Below are 16,903 nucleotides of genomic sequence, written 5' to 3'. Positions count from 1 at the left end.
CATGTGACTAAACGCTTTGCTTATTAGCGTACTACTCAACACATTTCATGCTCCTATTTAGTGCATCACTCTTACTACAGTAAAATAATCTGTATTCTTAAGCACAAAATTAGATGCGCTTACCCTGCGTACAATCAGCTATTGTTTGTGTCTGGAACAAAACAAGGCGAGGAAAGATTTGATGTTCAATCCCCAGACACAGGAAACGATGTAATTATCAAATTATTGCAATTGGTGAAGAGTGAGTAGAAATAGCGATCGCTAATATTCTCATAAAAATAACCCCTTTTATAGGGGTTATTTTTAGATAATACTGTTGATAAGTAAACTAAACCACAGCAGATAGTTGCCGTTTAAAGAAAGCTTGCAATACTCTCTCTGCTATTTGATGACTAGTTAAACCTAGTTCTGTTTTAGATTCATTGGGTTCAGCATGATCTACCAATACATCTGGTACACCAAATCGCTTGACAGGAACGAGAACATCTGCATCTAGTAAAGCCTCGGCGATCGCAGAACCAAAGCCACCCATGACACAGCCTTCTTCTAAAGTGACAACACGGCCGATTTTCTTCGCTAAAGGTAAAATCAACTCGGTATCCAACGGCTTAACGAAACGGGCATTAATTACAGTTGCTTCAATGCCGTGTTCGCTGAGAATTTCAGCAGCTTGCATTCCTGGATAGACCATTGTGCCATAAGCAACAATTAACACATCATCACCTGTACGCAGAATCTCACCTTTGCCGATTTCCAAAGGTTCCCAGCCTTCCTCCATCAAGGGAACGCCGTAACCATTGCCACGAGGATAACGCATTGCGATCGGGCCGCTGGTATGCTCAACACCAGTTACTACCATGCTTTGCAGTTCTGCCTCGTCTTTGGGGGCCATGATTACTATGTTGGGAATGCAACGTAGATAGGCAATATCATACATACCTTGGTGGGTGGGGCCATCAGATCCGACGATTCCCGCCCGATCCAAGCAGAAGAATACTGGCAGGTTTTGGATGCAGACATCATGAATTATCTGATCGTAGGCGCGTTGCAAGAAGGTGGAATAAATAGCCGCAACGGGGCGCATTCCTTCGGTTGCAAGTCCAGCTGCTAAGGTAATTGCGTGTTGTTCCGCAATGCCGACATCTACATATTGATTCGGCAGTTTTGCTTGAAGTTTATCTAAACCTGTCCCCGTTGCCATAGCCGCAGTAATGCCGACGATTTTCGGGTTTTGTTCGGCAAGTTTTACCAGAGTGTGAGAAAAGACTTTGGCATAAGCCGGGGGTTTGGGTTTATTAGAAGGAATGGCTTTGCCAGTTGCGACGTTGAAGGGGCTTTGAGCGTGGTAGCCAACTTGATCTAGTTCGGCAATTTCATAACCTTTGCCTTTTACTGTTGCTACATGTACCAAAACTGGGCCTGGTATCTGATGTGCTTGTTGGAAGGTAGCAATCAATTCTTCAAGATTATGCCCATCCACTGGTCCAATGTAGGTAAAGCCGAGTTCTTCAAAAACTGCACCTACCTTCGGAACAGCCAAACGCTTCATACCTTCTTTGATGCGTCCGAGTTCGGGTGAGAGGGATTCACCCACGAAAGGAATTTGCTTAAACTGTTCCTCAAGATTATCTTTAATAAATTGCACCGGTTGGCTGAGGCGCATTTTGTTGAGATAGCGAGGAATCGCGCCGACGTTGCGAGATATGGACATGTCGTTGTCATTGAGAACAACCAACAGGTTAGTTTTTGGCATGTGTCCGGCATGGTTGATCGCTTCTAAAGCCATGCCTCCAGTGAGTGCGCCATCGCCAATCACAGCAACGGCTTTAAATTTTTCCCCTTTCAAGTCTCGCGCTAAAGCCATGCCCAAAGCTGCTGAAATACTTGTAGAAGCGTGTCCAGCCCCAAAGTGGTCAAACTTATTTTCACCCCGTTTCAGATAGCCCGCAACTCCGTCCTTTTGTCTGAGGGTGTGGAAGCGATCGTAACGTCCTGTAAGCAGTTTGTGGGGATAAGCCTGGTGTCCTACATCCCAAATCACTTTATCTCGATCTAAGTCCAGTGTTTGGTAAAGTCCTAGTGTTAATTCGACAACACCCAACCCTGGCCCCAAGTGTCCACCATTAACTGCTACTGTTTGAAGATGCTTATCTCGAATCTGACGGGCAATCTGTTGCAGTTGGCGAACAGATAAACCGTGCAACTGATTAGGATGGGTGATTTCGCTCAGATGCATATTATAAGGTTTTCCTCTCTAACTTCGAGTCTCGGTATTTTGATTTTCCCACGGTCGGGTTGTCTACAGAATCAAACTCTTACATTGTTACTAAGTTGTAGTGGAAAGTATAACTTCTTAATTGACGATGGTGAAAAATTTGTTAACCATTAACAATTCGTCAAACAAGATTGCAATCAGTTAAAGTTATAACACATTTTCTCATGGGTAATGCTACTTAAAAATTGCTTGTAATGCGTATATAAAAACAAGTTTTTTAAGAGCAATTTGCGGAAGTTCCCTAAGCAGATTACTCAATTTTGCCATTTTAAGTTAGTACAAACGAAAATCAAATATTTTATTTACAGCTACATATCTAGCATAATTGCTAGTAAATATTTAACTATAGTTTCTACTTTTATTCGGTGACAGCAGCTAATTTTATCAACGATCGCTAGTTCTTATAACTGTGACAAATATGTATCTAAAGCTACTTGATTACTTTATCTAACTTCATTTATTAGTATATATCTCGTTAAGAGTCTCCAACTGGAAACGAGCCATTAACTACAATCTTTTATCGGAATGCAGAGCTATCTGTGTTACCGTACCATAATGTTTAACTACCTGTAAATTGCTGTAATAATATTGATGTAAGCTTAGATGTTTTCGAAATTACTCGCAAACAACAATATTTCCGACCTCTTTAAGAAGTCGGAAATTTAAAGCTTTCGATTTTTACAAATCCAATAGGATTGGTATATCTATATCTCTATTTACCAAAAGCATCTTTAATGTTTTCAACAGTACGTTCAACAACATTCTTAGTGTTGTCTACTGCTTCTTTAGTCCGAGATGCATCTTCATTTGCTCTTCTCTGAATTGTAGCGGCATCTTTCTTTGCTTTGCGTTCAGCAAAGCTACCATTGTCTGTTGCTTGGTCAACTTTACTGGCATTGCTCTTGGCAGCGTCCTTAACTTTGTCTGCTGTATCATCAATGAAATTTTTGGTTCGTCCAGCATCTCTACTAGCTTTCTCTTGAGCGCGATCGCTTGCGTCTGAGGATGCAATCAAGGTTGCAGCTGGATCGGCTAGTGCTGAGGTATTCGAGAAAAATGCACCTTGCCAAACGAAAGCGATCGCTAACATACAAAACAGCGCTGTGGCCATCCAACGTTTTACGGTGGAAAGCTGTTTTGCAACATAATTGGATTTCATACAATACAATCTCATGTGATTTAGTATACTATTTTTACTTCATTTTGCTTGTTAGCGATATCGATCCCTAGATAGAAGTTCTGGCATCAATAGTTATGAAATGAATTCACTATTTTGATAGATTGAATTTTGAGTAAAGATTATTTCTGGGGGATTAAACGTAGAATTAAACAGTTTACAGTTTTTGAACATCCGCGATGCCCTTCAGTTAATTAACTTGCGATCGCTTCCAGCGAGCGGTTACGCCATCGCAACTGAATTTTTACGATTGAGGCGTTTGCGTTCTGATTTTTTCTTCAGTCCAATCCAACATCCGAAAAGCTGCTGGTAATACAACTCAATAGCAGACTTAATCACATCCGTTACTGCTTGATTAATCTGCTGTTGAATAAAGGCTAGTTGATCGGCATACTCGTCATCTAATCGTGCATTAATTCGCATCGTTAGGTTCGTTTGTCATACAGATTGTATGACAAACATAATATACCTGCTACCTCGTCAACAACTTCCGGCGCAGATTATCCAACGCTGCATTTGCACTCACATGACGAATTAAAGCCCGACCTCGTACAGTACCAAACTGATACTCAAAACTTGTCACTTTATCCTTTGGCCCGGCTAAACCAACGTAAACTAAACCCACTGGCTTTGTATCTGTCCCTCCGGTTGGACCAGCAATTCCAGTAATACTTAATCCCCAAGTTGTTGCAAGGCGGGTTTTGACTCCAACAGCCATTTGCTCTGCAACAGTAGCACTTACCGCCCCAAATTTATCTAAATCTTCCTGGTTAACCCCCAGCAGCTTAACCTTTACCGAATTGTCATAAGAAATTACTCCACCCCAAAAGTAATCAGAACTCCCAGAAATCTCAGTCAACATTTGCCCTAAACCGCCACCAGTGCAAGATTCTGCCACCGAAAGCGTTTCTTTTGATGCCCGCAACAACTGACCAACTACGGAAGCAAGAGTATCATTATTAACGCCATAAAAATCCAGTCCGGCAATTTCTTTAAGTTGTTTTTCAATGGGCGCAATTAGGGCTTCTGCGGCTGCTTCTGAATTTGCTTTTGCAGAAACTCGCAATCTAACTTCCCCTTTACCTGCATAAGGGGCGACTGTGGGATTTGGCAACTTTAAATACGAAGCAACCTTTTCCGCTAAAGCAGATTCACCAATACCCCAAAACTTTAAACTCCGACTGTAAATAATTTCTTTACCCCAACCTTGACTTTTGAGAAATGGCACAGCTGTTTCTTCCCACATCACGTGCATTTCACTGGGAACACCGGGAAAGGTAAAAATAGTGATTTCAGGACGAGGTTGCCAAATGATGCCGGGTGCTGTTCCAGTGGGGTTGGGTAGAATTTCTGCACCTTGGGGAATCAAAGCCTGCTTGCGGTTACTTGGCGACATAACCCGACCGCGTTGGGCAAATTTCTGCGTTATGTCTTCGATGATGTCAGAACGTTCTACCAAAGGGACTTTAAAAAAATCGGCGATGGTTTCGCAGGTGAGATCGTCTGGGGTGGGGCCGAGTCCACCAGTGAAAATGAGAATTTGCGCTCTGGAAATAGCAATTTCTATAACTTGCTTCAACCGTTCTGGATTATCCCCAACTACTGTTTGATAGTAGTGGGGAATACCTAGTTGGGCTAATTGTTGCGCCAAAAATTGAGCATTGCCGTTGAGGATATCTCCTAGCAATAGTTCAGTACCAACACAAATAATTTCTGCACTCATTGGAAGGAATAGTAAGAAGTTAGGAGTTAGGAGTTAGGAGTTAGAAGTTAGGAGTTAGGAGTTTAAAACTTAAAACTCATCATTCCTAACTCTCAACTCCTAACTATCATCTCAGGCTAATGCTGGTACAGGAATTTCCAGGTGAGGATATAAGGGGAAGCGATCGCACAATGCCGCTACCCGTTGCCGACAATCTTGGGTTACTACATCAGAATCTGGAGAAAGTAGGCGATCGCTAATAATATTGGCAATCTCGGTAAATTCTGCTACTCCTAAGCCCCGCGTGGTCATTGCTGGCGAACCTAACCTCAGACCGCTGGTAACAAATGGCGATTGCGGATCGAAGGGAATAGTATTCTTGTTAGCAGTAATATTCACGGTACTGACTAACTTATCTGCCTGCTTCCCAGTTAGACTTACAGAGCGTAAATCTACCAAGATTAAATGGTTGTCAGTACCGTTAGATACTAACTTTAAACCACGGTTTTGCAGTTGTTCGGCCAAAGCACGAGCATTTTCAATCACTTGGGCAGAATAAGTTTTAAACTCAGGCTTGAGGGCTTCTCCAAAAGCTACTGCCTTGGCAGCAATAACGTGTTCCAATGGCCCGCCTTGGCTGCCAGGAAAAACAGATTTATCTAGCTTTTTACCTAGTTCTGCGTCGCCAGTCAAGATTAAACCACCTCTAGGGCCGCGTAGAGTCTTATGGGTAGTTGTTGTTACCACGTGACAGTGAGGAATGGGGTCGGGATGAAGACCAGTGGCAACTAAACCAGCAATGTGAGCAATATCGGCTAGTAAGTAAGCGCCAATTTCATCAGCAATACTACGGAATTTTTCAAAGTCAATTACACGTGGATAAGCTGAATAACCACAAATCAAGAGCTTAGGACGCTCCCTCAGCGCCAGCTCGCGAATTTGATCGTAGTCAAGTTGTTCTGTTTGTTGACTGACACCGTAGTGGCTAACTTGGAACCACTTACCTGAAAAATTTACAGGAGAACCGTGGGTAAGATGTCCCCCATGAGACAAATCCATCCCCATAATTTTGTCCCCTGGTTCTAGGAGTGATAGGAACACAGCAAAATTGGCTTGTGCACCAGAATGGGGTTGCACATTCGCATGAGCAGCACCAAATATCTGTTTAGCACGGTCGATCGCTAATTGCTCAATTTTGTCGATAAACTCACAACCGCCATAGTAGCGTTTACCAGGTAATCCCTCAGCATATTTATTTGTCAGTACCGAACCTTGAGCCGCCAGTACAGCAGCAGACGTAAAGTTTTCACTAGCAATCAATTCCAAATGGTCTTGTTGACGCTGTAGTTCGTCATTGATTAACCCTGCGATCGCCGGGTCGGTGGAAGAAAGAAAGTCTGAATTAGTCCTAGTCACTTGAATTATCCTTATGGAAATTTGTACAACGGCTGATTTTGGTTGGACGCAGTACCTAAATATACAGTCAAGAGCAATGGTTTTTGACTGCTGTACAGAGGCAATTAATCGTCTCCGTACTCTGGAGGTTTATTTGTGCCAACTTATTTATTATTAGACCCAAGCTCGATTAATGCATTAATTATCATAACGTTGCTTTTTGAAATCCTCACCTTGCTACGTGTTGTGAGGTCGTTAGACAGTATTCTCTATGAACCTATGTTAAATAATGCTTACTGCGATCGCTGCTCTGTAGAATGATTCATAAACAACAAGAACCCCGACTTATTAAATAAGTTGGGGTTCTGCGGGTTGCAATTCTCACAAATCAAAAAATCAAATAGAATTCATATAGCGATTTTGATAGTAAGCCAAAATCTGGTTAACTCGTTGCCGATTTTCTAAGCTAGAGTTTGCTGTCCACGAGAGGCTCAAGCCAGCAATTTGACTTTGATTGTAATCAAACTGTTGGGATGACTGGGGAATTAAATCCACTTCCACCCCTTCGACTTGACGTAAATGAGTTGCTATTTCTCTATAAACAGCTAAAGGCAGACCAGCGAATTCAACTTTTTCCTTAGTCTCCATCTTTATGAAGCTCCCACATTAAACGTATTTTGGGGGGGCGTTGTCACTGAAATCGCATTGCCGGTAGCAGATGCAGCTGACGACGCTGATTTGACAGTCCCTTCCCCTACCATTTTGGCAACTTCAATACCATATTGTTCCAAAATCACGATGGGATTATAGCCCTGATTCATTTCAATACGTTTAATCAGTACGCCATTTGCCAATCGCTGTCCTGCTTGTACATACCGACTTGTTGGCTCATCCGGTACTTTGATAATTGCTTGTGGTTCTTTACTAATTAGAACTACACCAGTCACAACTACTGCCCTTGCTAACTCAGGCTGTGCTGGCGGTGGTAATACAGAGACTAAAGCGGGGTTGGGGACAACTTGAGGCAAAACTTTAGGCAATACTGAAGTCAAGGTAGGATTGACTTTTTTTGGTACAGAAGAAACGTTGTTTTTCTTTGGATTTAAAGCGATGCTGCGTGTTGGAAGTTTTCGTACTGGTAGTGATGCAGTAGGTAGCTTAGGAACCACGGGAACTGGTCTTCCAGATGTTTTAGCCATTCCGGGAATAGTCTGCCCAAAAAGTTGTGCAAAAGGATCGCTTCGAGCTTTTGATACCGCAAGTTCTCGTGTCCGCTCTGTAGCATTCGTGGATTGAATCAAGCTAACAGATGCAAGATTAACTTGTGAGACCTGTTTGGCCGGTATCACTGGATTCTTAAAGGATTGAGCCGCTGGTGGCGACTTTTTTGCTATTTTGGGAACTGGCACAGGATTAATGGCTTGTGGTGTATCTTCAGAAGCACATCCGGCGAGCGCCAAAGTTAAAATAGCTGCAATTGTAATTTTTGAAGTTATGCCCATGAGTCTTTCTCAAAAGCCATTAGAAAATTGAAAAGTGGAAATCAACATGCCTAAAATTTGGATAAAAGGCAAAGTATGTTCCCTTTATAACCTAATTTTTTACATTTTAAGGGTTATTTTTAGCACTGTATACCCAGTATAACTGCGGGTTGTTTTTTGCAGTCAATCTTCTGCCACACCCATAAGCTCTTTCATTAAATCCAGTCCTTTCTTAACTCGACGGGAAACCGTTACTACACTGATGCCCAGATGTTCTGCAACTTGTTTTTGGGTCAAATCTTGCAAAAACACACATTCCAACACATCGCGGGTGCGTTTTTCTAGCTGAACCAACGCTTGTTGTAAGCGAAGTTGGTCTTCTTGTGCCAGTTGAAAGCTGCGATAGTGAGGATCTGGAACCAATTCTCCCAAGCAGGTAGAACCTTCTTCTCCATCTTGGATTGGCACATCAAGACTTAAGGGAGCGCGATTGACCCATGCTAATTTAATTTCTTGCCATTCGTTTGGAGAAATTTCCAGTGCTGCTGCCAATTCCGAGTCGGTTGGTTGACGATTGTGTTTTTCACGCCAAGAACGTGATACTCCTATTGCTTGCTGTTGGAGCGCTAACCATTTCCGAGGAATTCGCACGGTGACACCTTTATCTCGGAGATAGTGTTGAATTTCACCCCGAATATAGGGAAGAGCGTAGGAACTGAAGGCATGTCCCTTGGAAATTTCAAATCTTTCAATAGCTCTGATTAAACCCAAACATCCAACCTGGAGCAAATCATCGTAGGTTTCATGACATTGATTTGTCCAATAGTGAGCTTCTTTTCTCACAAGTCCAAAATTGAGTTTTACCAATTGATTGCGGATGTTTTCTGACGGAGATTGCTGATATTCTCGCAACAACTGCCAAATTTCGTGCTTTAGTTCATTGGTGACTGTGGTAGGCATAGCACCGGGTTTATTGAGCAAATAAAGAATCAATTATTATTCGCTTTTTAAATTAAGCCGCGATCGCACAATATCAAATGAAATATTGCGATATATTTCCTAGCAAATACTATGGTAGATAATAAAGACTTTCTATTAAAATTCCATAGGTTACTTGACAATCGAGCAAAATTTAAATGGGCGAAATCATTATTTAGTTGGTTATTTATCTTTGGTATAACCTGTAGCTTTTTTAGAACCACATAGAAATAAAATATAAAATTAATCACTAAATATCAAACCGAGATTGTACTTAACTTGAATTAATTAATGATGAAGTTAATTTAGAGAAACGAAACAACAGTAGTCGAACTTTTGTTTCACAAGCAAAAGTTGGATTTACAGTAAAATTACGCGATCGTTCCACTGAAATTTATCCAATAGTTAAAAATTACTAATAATTTAAAAAAAATCTTATGTATATTTACGCAAACCAATAAAAAAAGGGCGTCTCACTCTTTTTTGTACTTAAGTCTATAGTGTTTTAATGAAAGGGAAAAGGTGAAAAAGATGAATCAAGTCACCCATAAGACTGAGGGATAAGAATTTTCCCAATCGCCAAGGCTATTTTGCCCCCAATTTTACTCAGATTTAACTTTTCCCCATTTTTATAAAAAAACTATCCACCCTCTTAAAAAAGAGGGTGGATAGTTTAACTTTTGCGATCAAGTCTGATACTTACAGAATTGTCGTTTTGAGTGCCAGTCAGTTGCCTTACTTTTGAAGATTTAGCCACGAGTCGATTCAACCCGTCCATAAAATAGACCACGAATCTTGACTTCTTTAGGTTCGCCAGCACCTAAATCTGTATCAGATGGCTGTTCGCTCTCAAAAGTGCCAGCAATTTCGCCGCTAGAACTGTCTATTTTAGCGATTTGCAGAGAAATCTTGCCATTGAGATTTTCAGCACGCTTGACGTTAGTGCGGGTAAGTTGTTCATCATCTGCTTGGGCGGGGAGAGCTACAGCATTATCGTAGCCACTGACGACACCACGACCTTTAGGATCTAGGAAGGCAGCACCACGATAGGAAGGAACTTTAAAGCTGCCTTCAAAGTCCGTAGAGGTGTTAATACTGGTCAAGCTGGGTTGGCTTTGAGCAACTAAATTTTTGATGGTGAAGAGGAAAGGTACTCGCTCACCACCAGGAAGTTGCACAGTGATAGCTTGGAAGTCAAGACCATCAGTTTCCTTAAAGGTCAGGCTATTATCTGCGTTGACTTTTAGATTACCTTGCACCTGGTCAATGGTGGAAGTGTATCTGGTCAACAATTTGCCAGCAACAAATTCTGCTTCTTGGCGTTTATTAGCAGGTTCTTCTTTGATGAAGAAGCTAGTTGGTTCCAAGCAAAGTTCTTTGATGGTATAAGACTGACTAGAATCAATGGGAATGGAACCACGGCTTGTTTCTGCTAGTTGGGGGCATTTGTTCGCCAAGCCAGTGCCGCGAATTTGATCGTAAGTGAGTACATCTCTACCACTACTGGTAGTAGGAGCATCACTACAAGCGGTTATTAGTCCCAGGCACAAAGCCAAGAATGCAACAATTAAAGCGCGATACCTCATGGTCAACCTCAATCTCAAAAATTAATATCTAAGTTGTAAAACTGCATCGAAGCTTCGATCTCTGATGAGAAGCCGCTACTCTGCGAAAAGCTACCTTTGTTCGGACACGGCTTTGCTCTGATTAAGAGAGTTGAAGCAAGTGTTCGGGTGTCTAGTTATCAGACGCTGCTCAAACTTTTCTCTGCTAAACGTAGTTAAACGTGTCGCTCTCTTGAGCTTGGAGTGTAAACCCCAGACTAAGTAGAACACTGCATCCGTTTTGGATGTGTGTCACTAGGGGAGCAAAAAACCAGCAGTTTTACTGTTGGTGGCATTTGTTTGGAGTTGGGCCAGTGTATGAGTAAGCCTCACACAGAGAAGCATAAATGCTTGTGCCTTGAAAAGTGCGAACAGGGGTTTTTGCTTCGCACTTTGCTCTTGCTTATTGCAAAAGCGTCGTCGCCCAAGTCTTTTTGTATCATGTATGTGACGCCACTACATACAGCCCATTGTTGGATGGGTAAATCAGCCAGATCATACGATTTTTTTTAACTCAAAATCAAAGTTCTCAAAATCCAAGAAAGTCTCGTCCCGATCGCATCTAGTTTCTGTAAAGCCTATGCTAAAGGTTACTACGCTCTTTTTGGAGCGATCGCAATTGCTTTTGATAAAGATACAAATCTAGTTATATTCACCCCTAACTAAGGCAAATGACGGAATCCGGTAACAGGGAGACAACTGACAAACTAGGGAAAATTGAAAATCTCCGGTAAATTTGAGTTGACCTCATTTATAGGGAAAGGTTGGGATGAACGATCGCAAAAATATTGAATCAGAGAAGTTGTCTGGTAAACTGCAAGCGATCGCAACTGTGGTGTATGATGCCGCTACAGCTTGTGAAGGCGATACTGTAGCTATTTTGGCTTTGCTGCGACAATTAGAGCAGTTACACCGAGAGATCCGGGATGGGATTTTTCAAGAGAGTTTACCCGTTAACCGCCGCCAACTTTACTCACTGCTGAAAGATATTGAGTCTGAGGGAGGCTGGCCCTACATTGAGCGCATGAGGTTACAAGCCTTTTTAATGAATTTGCCACAAGAGGCTCCCGAAGAAAATAGCCATGAAGTTTTGGAGAACGATCGCTCTTTTGGCTGATTAGCTCGAAATTTATTTCTAGTTCTGAATTAATAACTCCGATCGCCTCATCAACCACTAAACTAAAAGCGGTTGCTCATTGAGGCTTCAACCTAATTCGTAATTTGTAATTAAAAAGGGTTTGTACGGGTTATCCCATCACAAAGAAGGCGATCGCGCTCTTCAAGATTGTGGTTGTGCTTAAGGTAATCACCCACCCAATCGCAACCACGAACAAGCAGATCCTCAAGATGTAAATTCCACAGAATTATCGTGTTGTCATCACTAGCTGATGCTAATGTTTGACCATCTGGGCTAAAACTAACACTTAATACTGGAGCGCGATGCCTATTGAGACTTTTAATTAATTTGCCATCATGGCTCCAGAGTTTGACTGTACTGTCCCAACTGGCGGCGGCGAGTAATTCACCATTGGGGCTAAAAGTCACGGCATTGACACTATCACTGTACCCTTTTAATAAAGTTTTTAACAATGTCCCATCCCGTCGCCACAGTTTTACAGTGTTATCCCAGCTAGCAGAAGCCAGCAACTCGTCAGTGGGACTAAAGCTGACACCCAATACCCAGCTATCATGGGGCGAGAAAGTTTTGAGCAAAGTACCATCCTGCCGCCAAAGTTTCACAGTTTGATCGTCACTGGCAGAGGCTAAAACCTGACCATCAGGGCTGAAATTAACGCTATTTACCCAACCTTGATGTCCCACTAAGGTTTTGAGCAACTTGCCCTCACGGTTCCAAAGTTTCACTGTTTTATCTTTGCTAGCTGATGCTAAAAACTGGCCATCAGGGCTGAAATTGACGCTCATGACACTATCGCGATGTCCGTGGAGAGTCATGATTAAAGTACCGTCAAGCTGCCAAAGTTTCACAGTTTTGTCATAACTTCCAGAAGCCAGCATTTGACCTTTTGGGTCAAAACTGACACTAGGAACTTTATTTGTGTGCCCCACCAAAGTTTTGTAAAGTCGAGTTTTGACCTCGCCACTACTGGTGTATCGTTGCCAAAGTTTGACAGTGCGATCGCTACTACCAGAAGCTAGCATCTGACCATCGGGACTCCAAGAAACGCTTAAAACTCGATCTCGATGCCCTTGAAGAATAGACGGTCTTGGAGCATCTAAACTCCATAGTTTCACGCTTTTGTCAAAACTTCCTGAAGCTAGCAATTTGTTTTTTGGACTGAAAGCGATGCTAACAACAGCATCGCTGTGTCCTTTGAAGGTTTTTAGTAAAGTACCACTGATACTCCAGAGGTTTATGGTATTATCTTCACCTGCAGAAGCTAACTTTTTACTATCCGAACTAAAGCTCAAACTCCACACTGTACCGCTATGCTGCCGTAAAGTTTTGTAAGGAAAAAAGCCAAAACCGTCTTTGTTACTGTTATTTTCCCGCCGCCAAAGTTTCACTGTCTGATCTCGACCTGCTGACGCCAGGAATTTACCGTCTGGGCTGAAAATAGACACAATCACACCTTGCTTATGTCCCTGCAAAGTCGTAACAAGGCTACCGTCTCGTCGCCAGATTTTCACTGTTTTGTCGTCGCTGGCTGAGGCGATAAATTGACCATCAGGACTGAAGTTTACCCAGTTAACCCACCCTTTATGTCCTCTCAGTGTTTTTACTAAGCTACCGTCTTTGCGCCAGAGTTTTATGGTTTTATCCTTGCTGCTAGTAGCTAATAACTCGCCATCAGGACTAAAATTAACGCTATAAACCCAATCTTCATGTCCTCTCAGGGTTTTATATGGTTTGGGGTCAAATTCACCTGTAACCGAGTTTTTGTGCCAGATTTTCACTGTTTTGTCAAGGCTAGCGGAGGCTAGGGTTTGACCATCAGGACTAAAACTTATACAAGTAACAGCATCAGTGTGACCTTTGAGGGTTTGGAGTAAAGTACCGTCAGGATGCCAAAGTTTCACTGTCTGATCTCGACTACCTGATGCTAGCAGTTTACCATCTGGGCTAAAAGTCACTCCCCAGACGATATCAGTGTGCCCTTCCAAGCGGTTAACCTCAGTTACCCCGTAAACTGCCTGTTGCAGTGCTGTTACCACCCGCATTCGGGTATCTGGCTGAACTCCATCTGCTTGTTTAAGTCCTCTCCAAGCCCGTAAACTTTCTAGGAGGGCATCAAATTCTTTATTAGATGCAAACAGAGCTTCGCTAGCAGCAGTGATTCCACTAATTTTCAAGTTGGTTTCACTACGTTCAGCTCTTAGAGTTTGACGGATTGCTGCTATTTTTTGTAAGTCGGCTTGCCACCATAACGCTGCTATTGTTCCCCCCATAATTGCTAGGATTGCACCTGCTATCCGTGCTTCCCGCAGTCGTCGTTGCAATACCAAATTTAGTTGCTTTTGACTAAGTTGTTGGGCTGCTTCCGCTCTAGTTTTTTCAAGTTTGATTTTTTCTAATTCGGCGAGCATACCATAGTTATTTTTTTGGCGAATTGGTTCAACTAAATAATCGTGAACTAACTGGTAGCGATCGCCTAACTCTTCTCTAACTCGCAATACCAAGCCTGAACCCACCAATATTTCTAAAATTAGTTCTCCAACTTTATCAAAGCTTGATATCGTATCTATATCATAATTATTAACTAATGCAGCCGCTAAATCAGCTTTGGTTTTTAAAGGTCGCGTCCCCTTTTCATCTGTTAACTCAAATAATAATTTCCAACTCAGCTCTTCATTCTCTTGACCGCAGTCTTTGATAACTTCCCCTAACCAGCGTTCCACCAATTTTGCCGAGCCACCACAAAGCTTATATTCTGCAAGTGTTGTAATGTTTTCTATTTGTAGTTGAGCACCGACTATTTGTAATTCAATTGGATGTACTTCGTCTAGTTCTCCGGTCAAATCCTGGACTAATCGGTTAATTAATTCCTCACTTAGTTCATAATGTGAACGTTGAGTCAGACTGTGAATTATGGCTTTAGCATCTCGACTAGAGAATTTTCCTAAATAGTAGCGAATATCCTTATCAAGAATATTTTTATTAATTACTCCTAAATCATATAAGCCAGTACTATTTTTCTGACTCAAACGTTCAAACTCTAATAAATGATGTAAGTAGTCTTCTCGTAATGAAAGAATAATTTTTACATAAGAAATATTTAAACATTCACTAAAAAATTTATAGAATTCTATTCTTTGTGTAGGAGGATTACTAACAAAGAAAAATTCTTCAAACTGGTCTAATATGATAACTATTGTATAATTGCGTTCAGATGCTAGCCGAATTCTTTCTAGTATTATGGTGGGTGTAGAGTCAATATTAACCGATATTCCTGTGTATGCTAATGCTTGGTTAATACTACTGCTCAAGATTGTTATCCAATCAGTATAAACAGACAAAACAATCGGTATAGGAATGCGTTCACCGATAACTTTTCCCTTGAGCGCTGGGACTAAACCGGCTTTGAGAATTGAACTTTTACCTACACCAGATGGTCCATAAATAACTGTGAGTTTGTAGTCAGCGCGGGCAATTCTTTCAATTAAGCGATTAACATCTTGTTGCCGTCCAGAAGCAGATATTTCTTGAGCAATTTCTTCAGGAATAAACGGTATTTTGTGAGGTTCTAGTACTGGGTTAATTCTAGGGCGTTGTGGCTGTAATTGACTTGCTCCGATAAAGGCACGAAACCCATACTGATGTTCTATTTTAATTTTTTCTTGCTTCAGCTTAAAAGCTTCTGTATAGTTATGACACTCAAAAAAGTAAAGCGATCGCAGTTCCTCTAAAATTTCTAAGTAGAGTAATGGCTGATGTTGTAGCTCACAAACTACCCTCGCCCATTCCAAGTTATTGATAGCTTCCTCACACTCACCCAAATGCCGTTGTGTGCGTGCTAGCAATAGAAGATACCAACTTTCTTGTCGTCGTCTTCGCAAAGCGTCTCGCAAAGAAACTTGTGTTACTTCTTCGGAGATAGAAAGCGCTGTATTTGCTAATTCATGAGCCAGTACCCAATTCGATTCTGAAGCCGCCACATTTGCCAAAAAACCATAATTTTGAGCAACTTGTGCGGGAGTTCCATAAGTTTTATGTAGGTGTAATGACTTTTGAGCTAATTCTTTTAAGTCATCCCAGGCTTGTAAACGTTGTAGCATTTCACAAGCAGGCAAAATGAATTTAGCAACTAAGTCTTCTCTTTGTACCTCCTCCAATAGCTCCAAGCATTGTTTAAACCACGACAGAGCATGTTCGCAATAGCTACTAGTATTCTGGTATAAGTCTGCCATTCGGTGATAACAAAGCCCCAGGTGGAATAGTACTATTGCTTGCTTGAGTAAAGATGAAGGGGACATAGGTTGAGGACATGAGAGAGGCAAAGAAGAATTACTCTCCCACTCTGCGACTCTCCTTGCTTCCTGCTGCCATAATGCTAGGCTTCTTTGATAATTGGCTAAAGCACCATTAATTTGATCGTTGGCGTATTTATCTCGCCCCAACACAAATTCTAAACTAGCTTCTAATCCTGGTGTTAATTTAACGCCATACAGACGTAGTAAATCATTACGGGCTGATTCTATTTCGTGGCGGTGTTGTGACTTAGGATCTAAATCTAGGAAAGCATTAGATAAAAACGTTTCAGCACCTGCTTCTAAAACTTTCTCAAATAGAGATTCTTCCTCTTGAGAGATCAAAGCAATTAAATCTGCTTTGGCCATTTCAAATTTAATAGTGGTTGCAGCCCAGCTTTTGAAATCAGGCGCTAATCTTGAAAGCAATGATGCTACTTCATCCTGTAGCCACAACACTAGTGGAAATGGAAAAGTAGTAGCATAGATATCTCGTGCTTGGTTGATACCTGTAAGTAAGTTTTCTAGGTCGGTAGTTGATTCAATACCGAAAATCATTACAGCAGACGGTAAAGAGTCTGTAAGGACGGCAGGATTATCTAAAGATAGTTCTGAGATTATTGTGCTGTGTAAAGAAGTAGTTGATGGATTGAGAACGATTTCTCTGATATTAATTTCTTTAGTATTCGAGCGAATATTCTCTAACATTTGCTCGCGTAATCGCCCATAGTTGCATCGAACTAAAATCAGAGCAAATTGACCTTCGGAAAGCGCGATCGCTCTAATCAATCTTTGTAAAGTATGCTGATTTTCTTTGGTGTAGACGCGTAGCTGTTTGTCATTAGTCATTGGATATGGGGCATT

General features: G+C 41.6%; 12 protein-coding genes. 2 read left to right on the top strand and 10 right to left on the bottom strand.

Annotated features, from left to right (window positions below; translation table 11 throughout):
* Window positions 1-328 precede the first annotated feature (328 nt).
* From dxs to glyA, 5 genes are all read right to left on the bottom strand, one after another.
* On the bottom strand, window positions 329-2,236 hold the full coding sequence (gene dxs, locus AC1F2U_RS31310; RefSeq protein WP_480264657.1) for a 1-deoxy-D-xylulose-5-phosphate synthase: 1,908 nt from the start codon (window positions 2,234-2,236) through the stop codon (window positions 329-331).
* A 751-nt stretch (window positions 2,237-2,987) separates the two neighbouring features.
* Window positions 2,988-3,434, bottom strand: coding sequence for a hypothetical protein (locus tag AC1F2U_RS31305; protein WP_480264656.1), 447 nt, complete (start codon window positions 3,432-3,434; stop codon window positions 2,988-2,990).
* A 240-nt stretch (window positions 3,435-3,674) separates the two neighbouring features.
* Window positions 3,675-3,875 carry a hypothetical protein gene (locus AC1F2U_RS31300; protein ID WP_480264655.1) on the bottom strand — a complete coding sequence of 67 codons (201 nt, stop codon included), beginning with the start codon at window positions 3,873-3,875 and terminating at the stop codon, window positions 3,675-3,677.
* A gap of 49 nt (window positions 3,876-3,924) precedes the next feature.
* On the bottom strand, window positions 3,925-5,175 hold the full coding sequence (locus AC1F2U_RS31295; RefSeq protein WP_480264654.1) for a competence/damage-inducible protein A: 1,251 nt from the start codon (window positions 5,173-5,175) through the stop codon (window positions 3,925-3,927).
* Between the two features lie 111 nt (window positions 5,176-5,286).
* On the bottom strand, window positions 5,287-6,570 hold the full coding sequence (gene glyA, locus AC1F2U_RS31290) for a serine hydroxymethyltransferase (protein ID WP_480264653.1): 1,284 nt from the start codon (window positions 6,568-6,570) through the stop codon (window positions 5,287-5,289).
* A gap of 135 nt (window positions 6,571-6,705) precedes the next feature.
* Here glyA and AC1F2U_RS31285 point away from each other — a divergent pair, with 135 nt between their 5' ends.
* Window positions 6,706-6,870: a hypothetical protein gene (locus AC1F2U_RS31285; protein ID WP_480264652.1), complete on the top strand. Its 165-nt coding sequence runs from the start codon at window positions 6,706-6,708 to the stop codon at window positions 6,868-6,870.
* Between the two features lie 75 nt (window positions 6,871-6,945).
* Here the strand turns inward: AC1F2U_RS31285 and AC1F2U_RS31280 are convergent, their stop codons facing one another.
* The 4 genes from AC1F2U_RS31280 to psbO form a co-directional block, all read right to left on the bottom strand.
* Window positions 6,946-7,197, bottom strand: a complete 252-nt coding sequence (locus tag AC1F2U_RS31280; protein ID WP_480264651.1) for a hypothetical protein — start codon at window positions 7,195-7,197, stop codon at window positions 6,946-6,948.
* Between the two features lie 2 nt (window positions 7,198-7,199).
* The gene (locus AC1F2U_RS31275) at window positions 7,200-8,051 is read right to left on the bottom strand and encodes a hypothetical protein (RefSeq protein ID WP_480264650.1); all 852 of its coding nucleotides are present in this window, start codon (window positions 8,049-8,051) and stop codon (window positions 7,200-7,202) included.
* Window positions 8,052-8,213: 162 nt separating this feature from the next.
* Complete coding sequence (locus AC1F2U_RS31270) at window positions 8,214-8,990, bottom strand: RNA polymerase sigma factor SigF (protein ID WP_322713663.1); 777 nt, start codon at window positions 8,988-8,990, stop codon at window positions 8,214-8,216.
* A 767-nt stretch (window positions 8,991-9,757) separates the two neighbouring features.
* A complete protein-coding gene (psbO, locus tag AC1F2U_RS31265; RefSeq protein WP_480264649.1) occupies window positions 9,758-10,594 on the bottom strand; it encodes a photosystem II manganese-stabilizing polypeptide in 837 nt (278 codons plus the stop codon).
* A 787-nt stretch (window positions 10,595-11,381) separates the two neighbouring features.
* Between psbO and AC1F2U_RS31260 the strand changes: the two genes are divergently transcribed.
* A complete protein-coding gene (locus AC1F2U_RS31260; RefSeq protein WP_480264648.1) occupies window positions 11,382-11,729 on the top strand; it encodes a hypothetical protein in 348 nt (115 codons plus the stop codon).
* 110 nt (window positions 11,730-11,839) lie between these two features.
* Here AC1F2U_RS31260 and AC1F2U_RS31255 read toward each other — a convergent pair whose 3' ends face one another.
* Window positions 11,840-16,888 (bottom strand): WD40 domain-containing protein, encoded by a 5,049-nt coding sequence (locus AC1F2U_RS31255; RefSeq protein ID WP_480264647.1) that lies wholly within the window; start codon window positions 16,886-16,888, stop codon window positions 11,840-11,842.
* Window positions 16,889-16,903 lie beyond the last annotated feature (15 nt).

The organism is Nostoc sp. LEGE 12454 (assembly GCF_056620565.1).
This window is presented reverse-complemented; position numbering and strand designations above follow the sequence as displayed.

What these genes read in the sequence shown, in the direction of transcription:
- AC1F2U_RS31295 (WP_480264654.1), bottom strand. Translation starts at nt 5,175, where the DNA reads ATGAGTGCAGAAATTATTTGTGTTGGTACTGAACTATTGCTAGGAGAT.
- psbO (WP_480264649.1), bottom strand. Translation starts at nt 10,594, where the DNA reads ATGAGGTATCGCGCTTTAATTGTTGCATTCTTGGCTTTGTGCCTGGGA.
- AC1F2U_RS31280 (WP_480264651.1), bottom strand. Translation starts at nt 7,197, where the DNA reads ATGGAGACTAAGGAAAAAGTTGAATTCGCTGGTCTGCCTTTAGCTGTT.
- AC1F2U_RS31305 (WP_480264656.1), bottom strand. Translation starts at nt 3,434, where the DNA reads ATGAAATCCAATTATGTTGCAAAACAGCTTTCCACCGTAAAACGTTGG.
- AC1F2U_RS31270 (WP_322713663.1), bottom strand. Translation starts at nt 8,990, where the DNA reads ATGCCTACCACAGTCACCAATGAACTAAAGCACGAAATTTGGCAGTTG.
- AC1F2U_RS31275 (WP_480264650.1), bottom strand. Translation starts at nt 8,051, where the DNA reads ATGGGCATAACTTCAAAAATTACAATTGCAGCTATTTTAACTTTGGCG.
- AC1F2U_RS31260 (WP_480264648.1), top strand. Translation starts at nt 11,382, where the DNA reads ATGAACGATCGCAAAAATATTGAATCAGAGAAGTTGTCTGGTAAACTG.
- AC1F2U_RS31300 (WP_480264655.1), bottom strand. Translation starts at nt 3,875, where the DNA reads ATGCGAATTAATGCACGATTAGATGACGAGTATGCCGATCAACTAGCC.
- dxs (WP_480264657.1), bottom strand. Translation starts at nt 2,236, where the DNA reads ATGCATCTGAGCGAAATCACCCATCCTAATCAGTTGCACGGTTTATCT.
- AC1F2U_RS31255 (WP_480264647.1), bottom strand. Translation starts at nt 16,888, where the DNA reads ATGACTAATGACAAACAGCTACGCGTCTACACCAAAGAAAATCAGCAT.